This is a genomic window from Cupriavidus sp. 05T41 (assembly GCF_056396525.1).
Map to the genome: position 1 here is coordinate 1 of NZ_JBFTLQ010000114.1, position 19,240 is coordinate 19,240.

14 protein-coding genes are annotated in these 19,240 nt (G+C 68.4%); 12 read left to right on the plus strand and 2 right to left on the minus strand.

The window, feature by feature from the left end:
• The 7 genes from AC1DKV_RS36795 to AC1DKV_RS36825 all read left to right on the plus strand — a co-directional run.
• Positions 1-392, plus strand: a 392-nt coding sequence (locus AC1DKV_RS36795; protein ID WP_477139348.1) for an ABC transporter ATP-binding protein C-terminal domain-containing protein, incomplete at its 5' end; no start/stop codon positions are given.
• A complete protein-coding gene (locus AC1DKV_RS36800; protein WP_477139349.1) occupies positions 389-1,210 on the plus strand; it encodes an ABC transporter ATP-binding protein in 822 nt (273 codons plus the stop codon). The genes AC1DKV_RS36795 and AC1DKV_RS36800, both read left to right, overlap by 4 nt.
• A 176-nt stretch (positions 1,211-1,386) precedes the next feature.
• Positions 1,387-3,240 (plus strand): AMP-dependent synthetase/ligase, encoded by a 1,854-nt coding sequence (locus tag AC1DKV_RS36805; RefSeq protein WP_477139350.1) that lies wholly within the window; start codon positions 1,387-1,389, stop codon positions 3,238-3,240.
• Positions 3,241-3,273: 33 nt separating this feature from the next.
• Positions 3,274-5,553, plus strand: coding sequence for a 3-hydroxyacyl-CoA dehydrogenase NAD-binding domain-containing protein (locus AC1DKV_RS36810; RefSeq protein ID WP_477139351.1), 2,280 nt, complete (start codon positions 3,274-3,276; stop codon positions 5,551-5,553).
• Between the two features lie 41 nt (positions 5,554-5,594).
• On the plus strand, positions 5,595-6,764 hold the full coding sequence (locus tag AC1DKV_RS36815) for an ABC transporter substrate-binding protein (protein ID WP_477139352.1): 1,170 nt from the start codon (positions 5,595-5,597) through the stop codon (positions 6,762-6,764).
• Between the two features lie 294 nt (positions 6,765-7,058).
• The gene (locus tag AC1DKV_RS36820; protein WP_477139353.1) at positions 7,059-8,675 is read left to right on the plus strand and encodes an AMP-binding protein; all 1,617 of its coding nucleotides are present in this window, start codon (positions 7,059-7,061) and stop codon (positions 8,673-8,675) included.
• Between the two features lie 134 nt (positions 8,676-8,809).
• The gene (locus AC1DKV_RS36825; RefSeq protein ID WP_477139354.1) at positions 8,810-9,682 is read left to right on the plus strand and encodes an AraC family transcriptional regulator; all 873 of its coding nucleotides are present in this window, start codon (positions 8,810-8,812) and stop codon (positions 9,680-9,682) included.
• Here AC1DKV_RS36825 and AC1DKV_RS36830 read toward each other — a convergent pair.
• A complete protein-coding gene (locus AC1DKV_RS36830) occupies positions 9,679-11,262 on the minus strand; it encodes a class I adenylate-forming enzyme family protein (RefSeq protein ID WP_477139355.1) in 1,584 nt (527 codons plus the stop codon). The two genes, AC1DKV_RS36825 and AC1DKV_RS36830, sit on opposite strands and share 4 nt — an antisense overlap.
• 282 nt (positions 11,263-11,544) lie before the next feature.
• Between AC1DKV_RS36830 and AC1DKV_RS36835 the strand changes: the two genes are divergently transcribed.
• From AC1DKV_RS36835 to AC1DKV_RS36850, 4 genes are all read left to right on the plus strand, one after another.
• On the plus strand, positions 11,545-11,805 hold the full coding sequence (locus AC1DKV_RS36835) for a helix-turn-helix domain-containing protein (protein ID WP_477139356.1): 261 nt from the start codon (positions 11,545-11,547) through the stop codon (positions 11,803-11,805).
• Between the two features lie 2 nt (positions 11,806-11,807).
• A complete protein-coding gene (locus AC1DKV_RS36840) occupies positions 11,808-13,145 on the plus strand; it encodes a type II toxin-antitoxin system HipA family toxin (RefSeq protein ID WP_477139357.1) in 1,338 nt (445 codons plus the stop codon).
• Positions 13,146-13,259: 114 nt separating this feature from the next.
• Positions 13,260-14,435 (plus strand): acyl-CoA dehydrogenase family protein, encoded by a 1,176-nt coding sequence (locus AC1DKV_RS36845; protein ID WP_477139358.1) that lies wholly within the window; start codon positions 13,260-13,262, stop codon positions 14,433-14,435.
• Between the two features lie 229 nt (positions 14,436-14,664).
• Positions 14,665-16,284: a histidine kinase N-terminal 7TM domain-containing protein gene (locus AC1DKV_RS36850; protein ID WP_477139359.1), complete on the plus strand. Its 1,620-nt coding sequence runs from the start codon at positions 14,665-14,667 to the stop codon at positions 16,282-16,284.
• 19 nt (positions 16,285-16,303) lie between these two features.
• Here AC1DKV_RS36850 and AC1DKV_RS36855 read toward each other — a convergent pair whose 3' ends face one another.
• Complete coding sequence (locus AC1DKV_RS36855; protein WP_441615414.1) at positions 16,304-17,605, minus strand: UDP-N-acetylglucosamine 1-carboxyvinyltransferase; 1,302 nt, start codon at positions 17,603-17,605, stop codon at positions 16,304-16,306.
• 225 nt (positions 17,606-17,830) lie between these two features.
• Here AC1DKV_RS36855 and bla point away from each other — a divergent pair, with 225 nt between their 5' ends.
• Positions 17,831-18,739, plus strand: coding sequence for a class A beta-lactamase (bla, locus tag AC1DKV_RS36860; protein ID WP_441615416.1), 909 nt, complete (start codon positions 17,831-17,833; stop codon positions 18,737-18,739).
• The last annotated feature ends 501 nt before the right edge of the window (positions 18,740-19,240 follow it).

A 19,240-nucleotide genomic window follows, 5' to 3' on the forward strand; every position in this document is an offset into this window, starting at 1 on the left:
AGATGATCGAGCTGCTGGACCTGCAGGCGCACCGCGATGCGTTGGTGGCGGGGCTGCCTTACGGCGTGCGCAAGGTGGTGGAGCTGGCGCGCGCGCTGTGCAGCGGGCCGCGCCTGTTGCTGCTGGACGAGCCTTCGTCCGGGCTGAATGTGGAGGAAACCGAGGACATGGCCTGGTGGATCCGCGATATCCGCAGCGAGCTGGGCATCACCGTGCTGATGGTGGAGCACGACATGAGCCTGGTGTCGCGCGTGTCTGACCGCGTGCTGGCGATGAACCAGGGCCAGGTGCTGGCGCAGGGCACGCCTGCCGAGGTGCAGGCGCACCCGGGCGTGATCGAGGCTTACCTGGGCACGGTGGACGATGTGGCTTCGCTGCGGAGGGCGGCATGAAGCTGGCCGCTACCGACAACGACGCCGCCGCGCTGCGCGGCATGCTGGCGGCGCCCGTGCTGGCKCTGGCCAATGTGGAGAGCGCCTACGGGCCGGTCAAGGCGATCCGCGGGGTGAGCCTGGCGGTGGCRCCGGGCAGCATCGCCACCGTGCTGGGCGCCAACGGGGCGGGCAAGACCACCATATTGAAGACCATATCCGGTGTACTGGATCCCACGCGCGGCAGCATCGCCTTCAAGGGCGAGAGCATTGCCGGGCTGGACCCGGCGCAGATCGTGCGGCGTGGCCTGAGCCATGTGCCGGAGGGCAGGGAGGTGTTCCCGCTGCTGTCCGTGCGCGACAACCTGCTGATGGGCGCCTACACGCGGCGCGACCGCGACGGCGTGGCGCGCGACATGGAGGCGGTGTACGGCTATTTCCCCGTGCTGCGCGAGCGCGCGGCGCAGGATGCCGGGCTGCTGTCGGGCKGGCAGCAGCAGATGCTGGCGATCTCGCGCGCGCTGATGGCCGCGCCGGAGCTGATCCTGCTGGACGAGCCGAGCCTGGGGCTGTCGCCCAAGCTGACCAAGGATATCTTCGAGATCGTGGTGCGCATCAACCGCGAGCGCGGCACCACCATCCTGCTGGTGGAGCAGAACGCMAATATGGCGCTGAACGCGGCGGACTACGGCTATGTGCTGGAGAACGGCCGCATCGTGGCCGAGGATACCTGCGCGGCGCTGCGCGAAAAGGACGATATCAAGGAGTTCTATCTCGGCATGAAGGATAGCGGCGTGCGCGGGGAGCGGCGCTGGAAGAAACGCAAGACCTGGCGCTAGCGGTTGTTTCAACAAGATCCTGGCGTCATTGCGCGGCCTTGCCGTACCGCTTTGTACTGTCCGCGKCMGCGCCCGGCAGGCGGTGTGCAGTGCGATCCGGATTTCATGCTCCGCCMTGGCCAGCACCGCTTCGCTTCATTTTGAARCAACCTCTAAKGACGTTCGGAGAACCGCCCATGGCAAAACCAGCCGCGCACACCATGCAGCCCTTGTCCGAAGCCGCGTTCCAGACCGTGCCGCAGATGTTCTGGCATGCGGTGGAGGTGCGCGGCGATGCCGTGATGATGCGGCAGAAGGATCTTGGCATMTGGCGCAGCTATGGCTGGCGCGAGGTGGGCGAGATCGTGGCGGACGTGGCCGCGGGGCTGGCGGAGCTGGGCCTGCAGCGGGGCGAGGTGGTCTCGGTGCTGTCCAACACCAACCGCGAATGGGTCTGGACCGACCTGGGCGCGCTCACGGCCGGCGCGGTGGTGAACGGGATCTACCCCACCGATGCGCCGTCGCAGGTGGAATACCTGTGCCAGGACTCGGGCTCCGTGGTGCTGTTCGTGGAGAACGAGGAGCAGCTCGACAAATACCTGGAGGTGCGCGAGCGCCTGCCGGGCCTGCGCCGCGTGGTGGTGTTCGACATGGAGGGGCTGTCCGGCTTCGATGATGCCGCCGTGATGAGCCTTGACGCGCTGCTGGCACTGGGCCGGCAGGCGCGCGCGCKGCAGCCGGGCTGGCTGCCGGCCATGCGGGCCGAGGGCAGCGCCGACGCGCTGGCGGTGCTGGTGTACACGTCCGGCACCACGGGGCGGCCCAAGGGGGCGATGCTGTCGCACCGCAATGTGCTGCGCAGTTGCCTGACGCTGCGCGAGTTCATGCCGGCCACTACCATCGGCGAGCGCATGGCCTTCCTGCCGCTGTGCCATGTGTCGGAACGGATCTTCGGCGAGTATTACGCGATCCTGTGCGGTGCGGTGGCGAACTTCGTGGAGAACCCGGACACGATTTTCGACAATATCCGCGAGATCCAGCCGGATGCCTTCCTGGCGGTGCCGCGCGTGTGGGAGAAGCTGTATTCCAGCGTKACCATCGCCGTGCGCGAGGCTAYCKGCCTGCAGCGCCGCGCCTACGCCTGGGGGCTGGCGGCCGGCAGGGCACGCGTACATGGGCCCGGGCAGGCGCGGCGGCTGTCMCTAGGCGCGCGCCTCAAGCTGTGGCTGGCCGACACGCTGGTGCTGGGCAATGTGCGCCGCATGATGGGCCTGAATCGCGTGCAACTGGCGGTGACCGGCGCCGCGCCGATCTCGCCGGACCTGATCCGCTGGTATATGGCGCTGGGCATCGAGCTGCATGAGCTGTGGGGCATGACCGAGATCACCGGCGCGGCCACCTGCAACCCGCCGGGCCGCATGCGCCCGGGCAGCATCGGCATTGCCTTGCCGCATACCGAGGTAAAGATCTCGCACGAGGGCGAGCTGCTGGTGCGCGGGCCGCAGGTCTTCATGGGCTACMTGAACCTGCCCGCCAAGACGGCCGAGACGATGGTGGACGGCTGGCTGCGCACCGGCGACGTGGGCCGCGTGGACGCGGATGGCTATTTCTATATCACCGACCGCATGAAGGACCTGATCATCACGGCCGGCGGCAAGAACGTGACGCCTTCCGAATGGGAGAACCAGCTCAAGTTCAGCCCCTACGTGACGGACGCGGTGGTGATCGGCGACCGCCGGCCTTTCCTGAGCTGCCTGGTGATGATCGACCAGGACAACGTGGAGCAGTGGGCGCAGGAGCATGACGTGCATTTCTCCGACTACGGCTCGCTGTGCCGCAGCAAGGAGGTGATCGCACTGGTGGGGCAGGAGATCGACCGCGTGAACCAGCAGTTCGCGCGCGTGGAGCAGATCAAGGCGTTCCGCCTGCTGGAGACGCGCCTGGGTGCCGAGGACGAGGAACTGACCCCGACCATGAAGCTCAAGCGCAAGCTGGTCAATGACAAGTACAGCGAACTGATCGAGTCGATGTATCCGGCCAAGGTGGCTTGAAGCGCTGAAGCACTAGCCCTCACAGGAGGCGCGATGAGCAAGGCAGGCAGCATGGGAAACACCGGCATCGCGGGCCAGGCCGTCAGGCACGGCCCCGTCAGCCTGGTCCGGCATGGCCGCATCGGCCTGATGTGCATCAGCCATCCGCCGGTGAACGCGCTCTCGGTGGCCACCGTGGCGGGGCTGGATGCGTGCGTGGCTGCCTTTGAAGCGGACGCMGGGCTGGACGGCCTGCTGGTCTGGTGCGCCGGCCGGACCTTCGTTGCCGGCGGGGATATCGCGCAGTTCGACGCGCCGGATTTCGATGCCGGGCCGTATAACCGCATCCTGGCCCGCATCGAGGCCAGCCCGCGGCTGGTAGTGGCGGCGCTGCACGGCACCGCGCTGGGCGGCGGGCTGGAACTGGCGCTGGCCTGCCACTACCGCGTGGCACTGCCGGGTGCGTGCGTGGGGCTGCCGGAGATCAAACTGGGCCTGCTGCCGGGCTCGCTGGGTTCGCAGCGGCTGCCGCGTGCCTGCGGGGCGGCGCTGGCGCTGGACCTGATGTTGAGCGGGCGCATGCTGGATGCCGAAGCGGCAATGGCCGCCGGCATCGTCGATGCCGTGGTGGCCGGCGAGCCGCTGGCGGTCGGGCTGAACTACCTGGAGGCCTTGCTGGAGAGGCGGGCTCCCGCCCGGCGGCTGTCCGCGCGGCGCGCCAGTGCGGCKGGCTTGCCGGACGATTTCTTCGCACAGGCCATGCGGCGGGCGCGCGAGGAGCACGGGCGCTATCCGGCCGCCGCAGCCATCGTGCAGGCGGTGGACGCCGCCGTGAACCTGCCGTTTGCCGAGGGCGAGGCGGTTGAGGCGCGCCTGCTGGCCGCCTGCGTGGCATCGCCGMAGTCGCAGGCGCTGCGCCACCTGTTCTTCGCCGAGCGGCAGGCCGCGCGCGTGCCGGGCTTGCCGGCTGGCATGGCGCCGCGCGCCCTGCATACCGCCGGCGTGGTGGGCGCCGGCACCATGGGCAGCCGCATTGCCATGAGCCTGGCCGATGCCGGCCTGCCGGTGACGCTGGTGGAGGCCAGCGACGCTGCGCTGGCGCGTGGCCTGGCATCGGTGCGCGCGCAGTATGACGTGGCTGTCGCCGCCGGGCGGCTGCGGCCCGATCAGGTGGCCAGCCGCATGGGCCTGATCGCCGGCACGCTGGACCACGGCGCGCTGGCCGGCTGCGAGCTGGTGATCGAGGCGGTGGTGGAGGACATGGCGCTCAAGCAGCAGGTCCATGCGGGGCTTGGGCGCATCTGCCAGCCCGGCGCCATCATCGCCACCAATACCTCCACGCTGGATGTGGAGGTATTGGCCGAGGCCAGCGGGCGGCCGGCGGATTTCGTGGGGCTGCATTTCCGCAACCCGTCCAACGGCGGGCGGCTGATCGAGGTGGTACGTACCGCGGCCACGGCGCCCGATGTGCTGGCGACCGCCATGCAGCTGGCGCGCCGGCTGGGCAAGGTTGCGGTGGTGTCCGGCGTGTGTTTCGGCTTTATCGGCAACCGCATGGCCGAGGCCTACCTGCGCGAGAGCGAGTTCCTGCTGATGGAAGGCGTCAGCCCGGCGCGGCTGGATGCGGTGATGCAGGCCTACGGCATGGCGATGGGGCCATGCCGCATGCTGGACCTGGCCGGCATCGACGTGGCCGCGCGCATCGTGCTGGAGTATGGCAAGGCCGGCGGCCTGCCGCCCGATCCCGCTTACCGCGCGGTGGTGCGCACGCTCTACAGGCTGGGCCGGCTTGGCTGCAAGAGCGGCGCGGGCTTCTACCGCTACCCGGCCGGCACGCTCGTGCCGGACCCGGAGGCCGCGCGCATCTGCGCCGCGCTGGGCCGCGCGCACGGCATCGCGCCGCGCCGCACCGAGATTGCCGACGAGGAGATCGTCGAGCGCCTGATCTATCCGCTTGTCAACGAAGCGGCCAAGCTGCTGGAAGAGGGCGTGGCTTGCCGGCCCGGCGACATCGACATGGTATGGACGGCCGGCTACGGCTTCCCGGATTACCTGGGCGGGCCGGTCTGGCTGGCCGACCGCATCGGCCTGGCGCGCATCGCGGCGGGGATGGAGCGCTATGCCCGGGAGCGCGGCAACCCCTATGACTACTGGGACATTTCGCCATTGCTGGCCAGGCTGGCCAGGCTGGCCGGGGGCGGGCAGGGCGGCCCGGGCCTGTCGGGCTGGCTGCCGCCATCGTCCGCGCCGCCGCCCTTGCCGGCCGGGGTGGGGCAGTTCGCCGTGCCAGCMGCCATCCATCCGGGACCCAAGCCGCCGCAGAGCGTGCATTGAAGCGAAGAAGCGCAAGCCAACGACAACACAAGGAGACCACCATGATCTGGAAAACCACCATCGCCGCCGTGGCGCTGGCGCTCAGCGCCGGGGCCGGCGCCGAGACGCGCGGCGTKAACGACAAGGAAATCGTGCTCGGCCTKATCACCGACATGTCGGGGCCGATCGTCAACTACGGCAAGGAGTCGCGCAACGGCATGACCATGGCCGTGGAGGAAATCAATGCGCGCGGCGGCGTGCAGGGCCGCAAGATCCGTGTGGTGGTGGAGGACAACGGCTACGAGCCCAAGCGCGCCGTGCTGGCGGCGCAGAAGCTGGTCACGCAGGACGGCGTGTTCGCCGTCGTCGGCCATCTTGGCACGGCGCCCAATATGGCCACGCTGCCGTTCCTGCTGCAGAGCAAGGTCTTCAATTTCATGCCGCAGAGCGCGGCGCGCGATATGTACGAGCCAGCCAGCCCGTACAAGATCGCACTGGGGCCGTCGAACTACCTGATGTCGATGACGATCATGGACTACTTCATGAAGCAGAAGCCTTACCAGCGCATCGGCGCGCTGTATCAGGACGACGACTACGGGCGCGAATCGGTGGAAGGCGTGGCGGCCTACCTCAAGGCCAAGGGCATGACGCTGGTGGAAAAAGTCTCGTACAAGCGCGGCGCGACGGATTTTTCTTCGCAGATGGCACGGCTGAAGGCGGCCAACTGCGACCTGGTGTTCAACGCGTCCACCATGCGCGAGTACGTCGCTTCGGTGCAGGAAGCACGCAAGATCGGCTTCAACCCGGTCTTTGCCGGCACCACGGCCAATTACTCGCACCAGGTGCCGCAACTGGGCGGCAAGGCGATGGAGGGGCTGCATGCGGCGGCCTTCATCATGCTGCMTTATGCMGACGATGCAAACCCGGCGGTCCGGCAATGGGCGGCGGCCTACAAGAAGCGCTTCAATGAAGACCCGGGCGTGTATTCGATGTTCAGCTACTACGCCTACACCACCTTCGCCACCATTGCCGACAAGGCCGGGCGCAACCTGACTGCCGAAAGCTTCAACGCCGCCATGGAATCGACCAAGCTGCCGCAGGACCCGCTTGGCAACCCGGGCTTCAATGTTTCCGCCGGCAACCGCCTGAGCAACGACCGCATCCGCATCATGAAGGTCTCGGGCGACAAGTGGATCCCCGCCAGCGACCTGCTGCCGCCGCCGAAGATGTAGCGGCTCCCGGCACGCGCCGGCAGCAGAAGAAAAGAAGCCCGCCACGATGCGTGAGCGACGTGGCGGGCCTAGAGCAAATTTTGGAAAGTGCAGGCCAAGCATAGGCTGCACCCGACCCGGTGCGTAATAACACGGATGAGGTAACTGCTCCGGCCATGGCAGCTCATGGCAGGCAGCTCATGGCAGGCCGTGGGCGCGATCACGGGGCAGCCGCCGATGCACACGGGCAGTCCGGCCCCGCGGCGAGGCCGCGCGGGATGCGGCAAAGCAGACAACCGACAACAGGAGACAGGGATGAGCACGGCAACGGAACAGGCGCGCGAGCGCATCGGCCGCATTGCGCTGGGGGACGTGGTGCACCGCTCGGCGCGGCGCTTCGGCGCGCGTACCGCGCTGATCGAGGGCGAGCACAGCCTGAGCTATGCGGGGCTGGATGCGGCCTCCAACCAGTTCGCCMATTACCTGCTGGGCCAGGGCATGGGCGGCGGCGAGCGCGTGGGCATGCTGTGCAACAACTCCACCGCCATGATCGTGGCGCTGCTTGGCATCCAGAAGGCGGGCCTGGTGTGGGTGCCCGTCAACACCGCGCTGGCGCCCGACGCGATCCGCTACATCCTCGAGCATGCCGAGGTGACGCGGGTGGTGGCGGATGCCTCGGTGCTGGCGCGCCCCGGCATCGCCGAACTGGTGGCGGAACTGGGTCTTCCCGTGGTGCTGCTGGAGCCCGCCGGCGAGGTGGCAGCGCAGGCGCCAGGGATCGCCGTGACGAAATACGCGGACGCGCTGGCCGGCCAGCCGGCCACCCTGCCGACGGTGGACATCGCCAGCGGCCAGCTTGCCCAGATCATGTACACCAGCGGCACCACCGGCCCGCAGAAGGGCGTGATGCATTCGCATGCCTCGGTGCATTCGGTGCTGATGGCCAACCTGGTCGATACCGGCTGCGGCAGCGCGGCGCCCGAGGTGTTTACCTGCCTGCTGCCGATGTTCCATTGCGCCCAGCACKGCAACACCATGAGTGCCCTGCTGGGCGGCCACGCGGTGGTGGTKGCGCGCGGCTTCGAACCGGCGCGGGTGCTGGCGGACCTGGCGCGCCACCGCGTCAGCGTGGTGGTGGCGCTGCCGATGATGTACCGCGCCATGCTGGAGCATCCGCAGTTCGCCGCCACGGACCTGTCCAGCGTGCGGCTGTGCATCTACGGCATGGCGCCGCTGCCCAAGAACCTGCTGCTGCGGCTGCTGGACGCGTTCTGCCCGAATTTCATCCTGTGCTCAGGGCAGACCGAGATGTACCCGGCGGCGACCATCTTCGAAGCGGACCAGCAGCGCCGGCGCTTCGGCGCCTGGTGGGGCGTGGGCACGGTGGGCAACGAAGTGGCGGTGATGGCCGACGACGGCCGCCTGCTTGGCCCCGGCGAGCCGGGCKAGATCGTGTTCCGCGGGCCCAATGTGATGCTGGGCTACTACAAGGATCCGCAAGCCACGGCGCGCGCCCAGCGTTTCGGCTGGCACCACTCCGGCGACCTCGGCGTGCTCGATGAGGACGGCCAGCTGCTGTTCCTCGACCGCATCAAGGACATGATCAAGACCGGCGGCGAGAACGTTCCCTCGATCAAGGTCGAGGAGGTGCTGCTGCGCCATGCCGCGGTGGCCAACGCGGCGGTGGTGGGCCTGCCGCATGCGCGCTGGGGCGAGGCGGTGACGGCCTTCGTCACGCTCAAGCCGGGCGCGGCGATAGCGGAGTCCGAGCTGGATGCGCACTGCCGGGCGCATCTGGGCGGCTTCGAAGTGCCCAAGGCAGTGCTGCTGCTGGCTGCGCTGCCGGCCACGTCCACCGGCAAGATCCAGAAGTTCGAGTTGCGTCAGCGCTACCGGGAGCATTACGATGAGGCCGGCGGCGTAGCCAGCTGACGCAAGACGCGGGCGGCAGGCGCGGGCTACGCTGCCCGTTGCGCTACCGGCCATGCGGCGGCGCCACCACACACAAGCCGGCCTGGCGACGCATCCCCGGGTGCGCGGACAGCGCCGGCAGGAGACAAAAGGACATGCAGATGCAGGCAAAAGGCATTGCGTGCCCGCCGGCCACGGATACGGCGCCGCGCGCCGCGGACGTGCGCGGCAGGGTGATGTGGGTCACGGCGGAGCGGCTGTTCTACGCGGGCCTGCTTGGTTCGCCGTCGGTGCGCACCATGGGCGGGCTGCTGGTCTACGTGGCCCTGCGCGCGCCAATCCGCATCTGCCTGGACGGCACCCGGTGGGAATCCACCGATCTCGCGGTGGTGCCTGCCTACATGCCGCACTCGGTGGCGTGCGACGACCGCATGATCTGCGACCTGGGGCTGGAGGCCGAAAGCATTGACCTGGCGCGCCTGCCGTCCGTGATCCGCGGGCGGGCCGGGCCGGTGGACGACCCCGCCTTCGTGCGCCATGTGCGTCAKGCCCATGCCTGGCTCAGCCAGCATGGCCGCGAAGTGGACCTGCAGGCCGACAGCTTCGACCAGATCTTCTTCGGGCAAACGCTGGCGCGGCGCCGGCTGGACCCGCGCATCGAGGCCGTGGTGCAGCGCATCCGCGATGCGCCCTCGGCCACCGCCACGGCGGAGTCCTGCGCGGCGTCGGCGCATCTGTCGTTCTCGCGCTTCCTGCATCTGTTCAAGGAGGAGATCGGCACGCCGTTCCGCAGCTTCCGCACCTGGAAGCGCGCGCGCAGCCTGCTGCACTACGTGACGCAGGATTCCAACCTGGCCCATGTGGCGCTCGATACCGGCTACCCGGATTCCACGCACTTCAGCCACTCGATCCGGCAGGTCTATGGCCTCAAGCCGAGCGATATCTTTGCCGGCTCKCGCAAGCTCGCCCTGATCGGCGAGCGCGCTGCGCAGGGCGGCGTGCCCGGCCCCGACGGCCGGGGCCGCTAGCGGGGTTCCGCCGCGCACTCCGCGCGCAGGGCGGCCTTGTGGATCTTGCCGGCCGGCGTCATTGGCAGGATATCGCGCAGCACCACCTGGCGCGGCACCTTGTAGTMGGCCAGGCGGCTCGCGCAATAGGCGCGGATCTCCGGGCCGGTCAGGTCGCAGCCCGGCTTCGGCACGATGTAGTAGCGCCCGATCTCGCCCAGCACCGGGTCCGGCACACCAATGCCGGCCACCATCATCACGTCCGGATGGCGCGCGATCACGCCTTCGATCTCKGCGGGGTAGACGTTGAAGCCGCCCTGGATAYACATATCCTTCTTGCGGCCCTTGAGCTGGATATAGCCGCGCTTGTCCACGCAGCCCAGGTCGCCGGAGCGCAGCCAGTTGTCGGCGCCGAAGCCGTCGGCACTGGCCGCGGCGCCGATATAGCCCGCGCACACGCCCGCGCCACGGAAGCAAAGCTCGCCGATCTCCCCGGGCGCGGCAATATTGCCGGCGGGGGTGACCACGCGCACCTCTGCACTGTCGAATACGCAGCCGATCGAGTCCATCAGGTCTTGCCGCGCCGCGTTCCAGGGTGTCATCACGATGGCCCCGGACGATTCGGACAGGCCATACAGGTTCATCACCGTGGCCTGCGGCATGCGCGCCTGCAGTTGTTCTAGCAGCGCGGCATCCACGGTGGCGCCGCCCACCACCACCAGCCGCACCGAGGAAAAGTCCACGCTGGCGGAGTCCGGATGCATCAGCAGCAGCGTGGCCATGGTCGGCACGCCCGAGAAAATGGTGGGCGGGTGCCTGCGCATCATGGCCAGCACGGTGTCTGCCTTGAACACCGGCACCAGTTCGCAGGTGCCGCCGCCGAGCAGGTAGTTCAGCACCCCGCAGGTGATACCGCCCACATGGTTGAAGGGCAGGGCGAGCTGGATGTGGTCGCGCTCGTCGGTGCGCACATGGCGCGCCTGCGCCCACGCGGACGCCAGCAGGCTGCGGTGCGACAACCCCGCGCCCTTGGGCCGGCCGGTGGTGCCGGAGGTATAGATCACCATGGCCAGGTCATCGGGCCCCACGCGTGCCTCGGCGGCCTGCAGCGCGGCCCCGTCAGGCGCGACGGCAAGCAGGGCCGACAGTCCTGGCATGCCGGCTTGCGCCGGCTGCGCGTCGATGGTGATGACATTGAGCAGGCCCGGCATGCGCGGCATCAGACGCGTCAGCATGGCGAGAAAATCGAAGCCATCGGCTTGCGGCACGGTGAAGACCGCCTTGATGCCGCTGTCGTTGACCATGTGCTCGATCTCGTTGTCGCGGTAGCGCACGCTCAGGCCGACCACCGCCACGCCGATACGCGTTGCCGCGTAGAACAGCTGCAGCCATTCGATCTGGTTCAGGCCGATCACCCCGATGCGGTCGCCGTGGCGCAGGCCCAGCCCGAGCAGGCCACAGGCAAGCCGGGCCGAAGCGGCCTCGACCTCGCCGAAGCTGTGTGCCTGCTCGCGGCACAAGTAGGCGGTGCGCTGGCTCCAGCGCTGGCTGGCTTCCTGCAGGGCGGTGCCGATGGTGGCGGGCGGCTGCTTGGCGATCATGCGGAATCTCCGTGGGGGAAGGCGKGCGCGGCCATGTGGCGCGCGACCAGACTTGGCTTCGAGCGCAAAGCGTAGCCAAGGCGTCCGTGCAAGGCTTGCGGAAAGTGGCTGACGGCTGGCGCGGCCATGGCTTCGGGCCTGCCTGGCTTCTCTTTTGATACGCATGACATGCGTAAATGACTAATACCCACGATATTGGTATTTGCAAATTACCCATATTGTTTGTAAAGTGACATTACGCATATCATCGCTACCCGCACCCGATCGCCAGGCAGTCATCCCATGAAACAACAGCTATMCACCGCCACGCAGTTGGGCCAGGTGCTTCAATCGGCACGGCGGGCCGCCGGGCTTTCCCAGACCGACCTGGCTGCGCGCCTGGCGGTCAGCCAGAGCCGGATCTCCMATATGGAACTGAACCCGGGCACCATCAGCGCCGACCAGCTGCTGGCGCTGGTCAGCGTGCTGGGGCTGGAGCTGGTGGTGCAGGACCGGGGCGCGCCGCACGCGCCAGGCGGCGCAACGCCCGCKGTGGAGTGGTAGCCATGGGCCGCAGAACACATGCGCGCGCGCTGTCGCTGTGGGCCAACGGCGAGCGCGTCGGGACCTGGCGCATCCCCACGCGCGGCGAGATGGAGCTGCAGTACGACCCGGACTGGATGGCATCGGACGCCGGGCGGCCCTTGTCGCTGTCGCTGCCGTTCGGCGTGGATGCCTCGCCGCTGAAAGGCGAGCGCGTGCGCAACTACTTCGATAACCTGCTGCCCGACAGCGACACCATCCGCAAGCGCCTGGCGACCCGCTTCAAGGCTGCCAGCACGGACGCCTTCGACCTGCTCGAAGCCATCGGCCGCGACTGCGTGGGCGCCGTGCAACTGCTGGCGGAGAACKGCCAGCCGTCTGGCCATGATCGCATCGAAGGCACGCCGCTGTCCGACGCCGATATCGAAGTCCTGCTGCGCCAGACCGTGGGCCCCGCCGGGCCCGGCGCGCAGGACGACGACGATTTCCGCATCTCGCTGGCCGGCGCGCAGGAGAAGACCGCGCTGCTGTGGCACGGCGGGCGCTGGATGAAACCCCACGGCGCCACGCCCACCACGCATATCCTGAAGCTGCCGCTCGGGCTGGTCGGCAACAAGCGCGCGGACCTCGGCACCTCGGTCGAGAACGAATGGCTCTGCCTGGCGATCCTGGCCGCTTTCGGGCTGCCGGCCGCGCACAGCGAGATCCGACACTTCGGCGCACAGAAGGTGCTGAGCGTGCAGCGCTTCGACCGCCAGATGCATTCCTCGGGCAACTGGATCCTGCGCCTGCCGCAGGAGGATTTCTGCCAGGTGCTGGGCGTGCCGCCGCACCTCAAGTACGAGGCGGACGGTGGCCCGGGCATGCGTGATATCGCGCAGATCCTGCGCCAGTCCGTCAATGCCGACGCCGACCTGGAAACCTTCCTCGCCACGCAGATCCTGTTCTGGATGCTGGCCGCGCCGGACGGGCACGCCAAGAACTTCAGCATCCGGCTGCTGCCGGGCGGGCGCTACCGCCTGACGCCGTTGTATGACGTGATGTCGATCTGGCCGGTGGTGGGCAACGGCGCCAACCAGTGGTCCTGGCACAAGGCCAAGCTGGCCATGGCCGTGGCCGGCAAGAACCGCCACTATCTGTTCAAGGACGTGCAGCGCCGGCATTTCAACGCGATGGCGGCGAAGTGCTTCCACGGGCCGGATGCCGAGCCCATCATCGGCCGGCTGCTGGCGCAGACGCCGGCCGTGATCGTGCAGGTGAACGCGGCCTTGCCGGCGGGATTTCCGCAGAAGGTGGCGGACGCCATCCTGGGCGGGCTGGAGGCATCGGCGCGGCTGCTCGCGGGCATGCCGGCGGCGTAGTGCAGGCATCCGGGCCGACCACTTAGCGCAAGACGAACCGCGCCGGCACGGCCTATGTTCGAGCCATCCAAGGCATTCGACCATCCAAGCCACCCGCCCCAGACCGGATCCCGCATGAGCCTCCTGACCCTGCCGCCGCTGCCGCATTACTTCACCCCCGAGCACGAACAGTTCCGCACCACGCTGCGCGAGTTCGTCGCGCGCGAGATCACGCCGTTTGCCGGCGAGTGGGACGAAGCCGGCACCTTCCCGCGCTCGCTCTACCGGCGCGCCGCCGAAATCGGCCTGCTGGGCCTGGGCTACCCCGAAGCCTTCGGCGGCACGCCCGGCGACATCTTCTACCACCTGATCCAGGCCGAGGAATTCGCCCGCAGCGGCTCCGGCGGCGTCAATGCCTCGCTCAACTCCCACACCATCGGCATGCCGCCGGTCGTCGCCGCCGGCAGCCAGGCGCTGCAGCGGCGCGTGCTGCCGCCGGTGATCGCCGGCGAGAAGATCGCCGCGCTGGCCATCACCGAGCCCGGCGGCGGCTCCGACGTGGCCAGCCTGCGCACCACCGCCGTGCGCGACGGCGACCACTATGTGCTCAACGGCGAGAAGACCTTCATCACCTCCGGCATGCGGGCCGATTTCATCACTACCGCCGTGCGCACCGACCCCGCCAACAAGGGCGCGGGCGGCATCTCGCTGCTGCTGGTGGAGGGCAACCCGCCGGGCCTGACGCGCACCGAACTCAGGAAGATGGGCTGGCTGGCCTCCGACACCGCCCACCTGCGCTTCGACAACTGCCGGATTCCGGTGGCCAACMTGATCGGCGAGGAGAACCGCGGCTTCCAGATCATCATGCGCAACTTCAATTCCGAGCGGCTGGGCATGAGCGCCAGCGCCTATGGCTATGCCGAAGCCTGCCTGCAGGAAGCGCTCGACTGGGCCCGCCAGCGCCACACCTTCGGCCAGCCGCTGGTGGATCGCCAGGTGATCCGCCACAAGCTGGTGGACATGGCCCTGCGCATCGAAGCCGCGCGCAACCTGGTCTACGACCTGGCTTACCGGGTCCAGCACCAGGCCGGCGACCCCGCCCAGCTGGTGGCGCGCACCTGCATGGCCAAGATCCAGGCCACCCAGGCCATGCAGTTCTGCGCCGACCAGGCCGTGCAGATCCTCGGCKGCATGGGCTTCATGCGCGGCACCTTGAGCGAGCGCGTCTACCGCGAGGTCAAGGTCATGATGATCGGCGGCGGTTCGGAGGAGATCATGAAGGACCTGGCGGCGCGGCAGCTGGGGTTTTGAGGGCAGGGCAGGGGCAGGGACCGTGGAGGGCGCGGGCTATTGCGCATGCGCGCCGGTTCCTTGAACCGGTTCGCATCGGCCCGGGGACAAGCAGGCCGGAGCGATTGCGGTATCTGCGGTATCTGGCGTCATCCTGGCTGCAGGCGCATGACTGCGAAGCGGCGGGCCGTCTTATAATCGGCCGCATCCACCGGCGCTGCCGCCGGGCGGGCGTCCTGGAACCGGCCGAATGCCCTCGTACCCCTTAGTCCTCTGTCTCACCTTTGCGGTAGTCGGGAGCCTGACGATGGCCCTGGTGGCCTGGACCAGGCGGGACGATCCCACCGTCAAGGCGTTCCTGGTGCTGGCCTGCGGCACGGCGCTGTGGAGCGGTGGCCGCCTGCTCGAGTTGAGTTCCACCGATCTGGAAACGCGCGTGCTGTGGGCCAAGCTGCAGTACATCGGCATCATGGCCGTGCCGATCGGCTGGTTCTGCGCCATGCTGCAACTGAGCCGGCCGAAGGCCGTCGTCCCGCACTGGCTGCTGGCGATGCACGCCGTGATCAGCGCGGTGACGCTGGGCCTGGTCTTCACCAATGAACAACACCGGCAGATCTGGTCGTCGATCGCCMTGATGCCGGGCGGGGCGCCGCCGGGCGCGGTCTTCACCCATGGCCCGGCCTACGCCGCCGTGGCGGTGTACACCTACCTGCTGTTGCTGCTCAGCCTTTATTTCCTGGTCACGGCGCGCGTGCCGGCAGGCGGGCTGACGCGCGGCGGCCGTGCCGTGCTGGCCTGCGGGCTGGCATTGCCGCTGCTGGCCAATGTGGCCTACCTGACGCGCCATACCGGTGCGCTAGGCGGCGATCTGACGCCCGCCACGTTTTCGGTGATGACCTTGCTCGTGTGGTTCTGCGCACTGCGCAGCCATCTGGAAGACGTGGGCCACTACGCCAGGCTGCGCGTGTTCGATACGCTGCACGAAGGCTGCGTGATCGCCAACGCCAACGACATCATCGTCGACTCCAACACGGCGGCGCGGGGCCTGCTGGCCGACATGGGGCGTGGCCAGCCCGTGCCGCAGGCATGGCAGCACGCCATTGCCGCCAGCCGCTCTGGCGCGCACGGCGGCKGCTCCTACCTGATCTCCGAAGCGCGGGTGGACTACGAACTGACGGTGGAATCCGTGCGCAACCTGAAAGGGCAGGCAGTGGGGATCATCGTATTCCTGCGCGACGTGACGCGCTTCCGTTCGCGCGAGCAGGCGCTGACAGTGGAGAACTCCAGCCTGGCCGAGCGGCTGGGCGAGACCGAGGAGAAGCTCTCGCGCATCGAGGCGGACCTGTACCGGGACGCCCTGACCGGTGCCTACAACCGGCGGTTTTTCGAGCGCGAGGCGGCCGCCGTGGTGGCCGGCGCATTCGAGCGCGCGGCGTCGGTCGGCATCCTGATCATCGACGTCGACTACTTCAAGCAGTACAACGACCTGCACGGCCACGTGCACGGCGACKAATGCCTGCGCCGCGTGGCCGGCGCCATCAGCGGGGCGTTGCGCGACGGCCCCGGCGGCTTCTGCGCGCGCGTGGGCGGCGAGGAGTTCGTCGCGGTGCTGCCGTCCGTGTCGTTGCCCGAGACCCGCGCCGCCGGCCTGCGCCTGCTCGAGGCGGTGCGGGCGCTGAGGCTTCCCCACGGCGGCTGGCCCGAGCACCCTTGCGTGACTGTCAGCGTGGGCGCGGTCTGCGAGATCCCTTCGTCGTCGCGGCTGGAATCGCTGCTGGAGAAGGCCGACGCCGCCATGTACGAGGCCAAGCGCAACGGCCGCGACCGCTTMGTCATGCGCGACCAGGCGGCGCTGCCGGCTTACCCCTGAAACACCGCCCGGAGCCGGCTTACTCCTCGCTGGTCCACTCCACGTGCACGCCMAGGCTGCGCAGGTTTTCCACGAAGCGCGGGTGGGCGCGGCGGATCGGCGTGGCGTTGCGGATCTCGGAGCGGCCGTCGATGCTGGCGGCCACCATGAACAGGGCGATCGCCACGCGGATGATGTACGGGCTTTCCACCACTGCCGGCGTCAGCGGGTTGCCGCCGAAGGTGATCAGGCGGTGCGGATCGGACGAGAACACGTGGGCGCCGAACTTGGACAGTTCGCCCGTCCAGCCCAGCGCGCCGTCGTAGACCTTGTTCCAGAACATGGCGTTGCCCTTGGCGCGCACGCCCAGCGCGATGAAGATCGGCAGCAGGTCCACCGGGAAGTAGGGCCACGGCGCCGCTTCCACCTTGGTCAGCACATTGCTGGTGAAAGGCGTCTGCACTTCCAGCGGGCCGGGGCAGGTGGCGCGCGACCAGCCGTCCTCGTGCGTGATCTGCACGCCGAACTTGGCGAAGGTGCGGTCGATCAGCGGGAAATTGCCCGGCGCGCTGTTGCGCACCACCACATCGCCGCCGGTGATGGCGCCCAGCGCCAGGAAGGTGGTGATCTCGTGGAAATCCTCGTCGAAGTGGAACTCGCCGCCGCGCAGGGCATTGCCACCGTGTACCGTCACGCGCGAGGTGCCCATGCCTTCGATGCGCACGCCGAGCATTTCCATGAAGCGGCAGAACTCCTGCACATGCGGCTCCGATGCCGCGTTGGTCAGGGTGGAGACGCCATCCGCCGCGGCCGCGCACAGCACGAAGTTCTCCGTGGTAGTGACCGAGGCATAGTCCAGCCAGTGGTCCGTGGGCGTGAGCCGGCCCGCGCTGCGCACCAGCAGCGAGCCGTCGGCACGTTCCACCTGGCCGCCGAAGCGGCGGAATACGTCGATGTGCGGGTCGATCTCGCGCACGCCCAGCGTGCAGCCCTTGACGTTGTCCTCCAGCCGCGCGACGCCGAAGCGCGCCAGCAGCGGCGGCACCAGCATGATGGACGAGCGCATTTCCTCCGGCAGCCGGTGGCTCGACGCGTCGAAGCGGGTATCGCGATGATGCAGCTCCAGCGTGCCGGTGGCGTGGTCCATGCGCACATCGCTGCCGAGGGTGCGGAAGATGTCGAGGATCTTGCGCACATCGGTGATATCGGGCACGCCGTGCAGGCGCAGCGGTTCAGCCGTGAGCAGCGTGGCGCAAAGCACGGGCAGCACCGCGTTCTTGTTGGCAGAAGGGATGATGCGGCCACGCAAAGGCGTACCACCGTGCACGATGAGATTGGACATGGATCGGAGCGAGGAAAAAAGGGGCTGACTGGGCTGACGGAAGCTGACGGAGGCGGAAATCGCGGACGGGCCGCAAAGGCGTCCCGCATTGTACTTGCCGGGGCGGGGCGCGGCATGACCAAACCTGCACGTGGCATCCCGGACGTGCTGGCCGTTGCACACCGGGCGGTTAGAATTTTCCMTTTGTTTCCCTTTGTTTCCGTTACCAAGCCAGGAAAATATCCMATGCTTCACTTCCAACGCCGGCGCAGCCTGTTGCTGGCCGCCGCCGCGGCGCCGCTGGCGGCGATCAGCCCGGTCCGGGCGGCAGCCGGACACGACGCAAGCGCGGCGCAAGCCACGCTCGCCGCCCTCGAAGGCGATTCGGGCGGCCGCCTCGGCGTGGCCGCGCTGAACACCTCCGACGGCAGCCGGCTGCGCTACCGCGCCGACGAGCGCTTCGCCTTCTGCAGCACCTTCAAGGTCATGCTCGCCGGTGCCATCCTGGCGCGCAGCACCCGCCAGGACGGGCTGCTGGCGCAGCGTATCCCGTATGCAAAAGACAATCTCGTGACCTACTCGCCGGTCACGGCGAAACATGCCGGCGAAGGCATGACGGTGGCCGAACTTTGCCGCGCCGCGCTCCAGTACAGCGACAACACCGCGGCCAACTTGTTGATCAGGCTTGCCGGCGGGCCGCAGGACGTGACCGCATTCGCCCGCTCGATCGGCGACGATGCCTTCCGCCTCGATCGCTGGGAGACCGAGCTCAACACGGCCATCCCCGGCGATCCGCGCGATACCTCCACGCCCGCCGCGATGGCGGACAGCCTGCACAAGCTGGCGCTGGCGGACGCGCTGCCGGCCCCCGCGCGCCAGCAATTGCAGGACTGGATGCGCGGCAATACGACCGGCGCGCGGCGGATCCAGGCCGGCATGCCCGCCGGCTGGCAGAGCGGCGACAAGACGGGCACGGGGGACTACGGCACCACCAACGATATCGCCGTACTCTGGCCGCCGGGCGGCGCGCCGGTCGTTGTCGCGGTCTACTTCACGCAACCGCAGAAGGACGCGAAGGCAAGGGAGGACGTGATCGCACAAGCCGCGCGCATCGCCCTCGGCGCTGTCGCCCGCAGCGATGTAGCGCGGGGCTGACAGCCAACGGCGGCCAGGCGCAATGGCTCGCTGGTGTGGAGGTTGGACGTGATCGCGAAAGAGACCGGCGGCTTTCGCGATCGACGCCATATGCGCGAAGCCTTCGTGCGTGGGCTCGGCCATTCTTMGCAGGCGGTGAGGCGAGAAGCGCGTTGTAGTGGGATGAACTCCTCTGGCGTCTCCATTGCATTCAACCGGGCAGGCTGAATACCATGGACAGGCCCTCAAGYGGACATTTCTGCTTTGCTAAAAGGGGGTGCGGACGAATACATGAACTACCCCCAAGTAGTCCAAGTTTTGGTCCGCACCCCCGAACCGGACATTACAACTTTGCCGCTACATCCATGTCTAGCGATCCGTGATCTCCAACCGTTCGGCGGCCACGCTGGGCCGCAATTGACCATCCACGACCGCCTGAACGGTCTTGAGCCTGTCTAACTCACGCATGCTTACTGTAATGACCTCGGGTCTAGCCATCCTCGGGCGTCTCCATTGCATTCA

What these genes read in the sequence shown, in the direction of transcription:
- bla (WP_441615416.1), top strand. Translation starts at nt 17,831, where the DNA reads ATGCTTCACTTCCAACGCCGGCGCAGCCTGTTGCTGGCCGCCGCCGCG.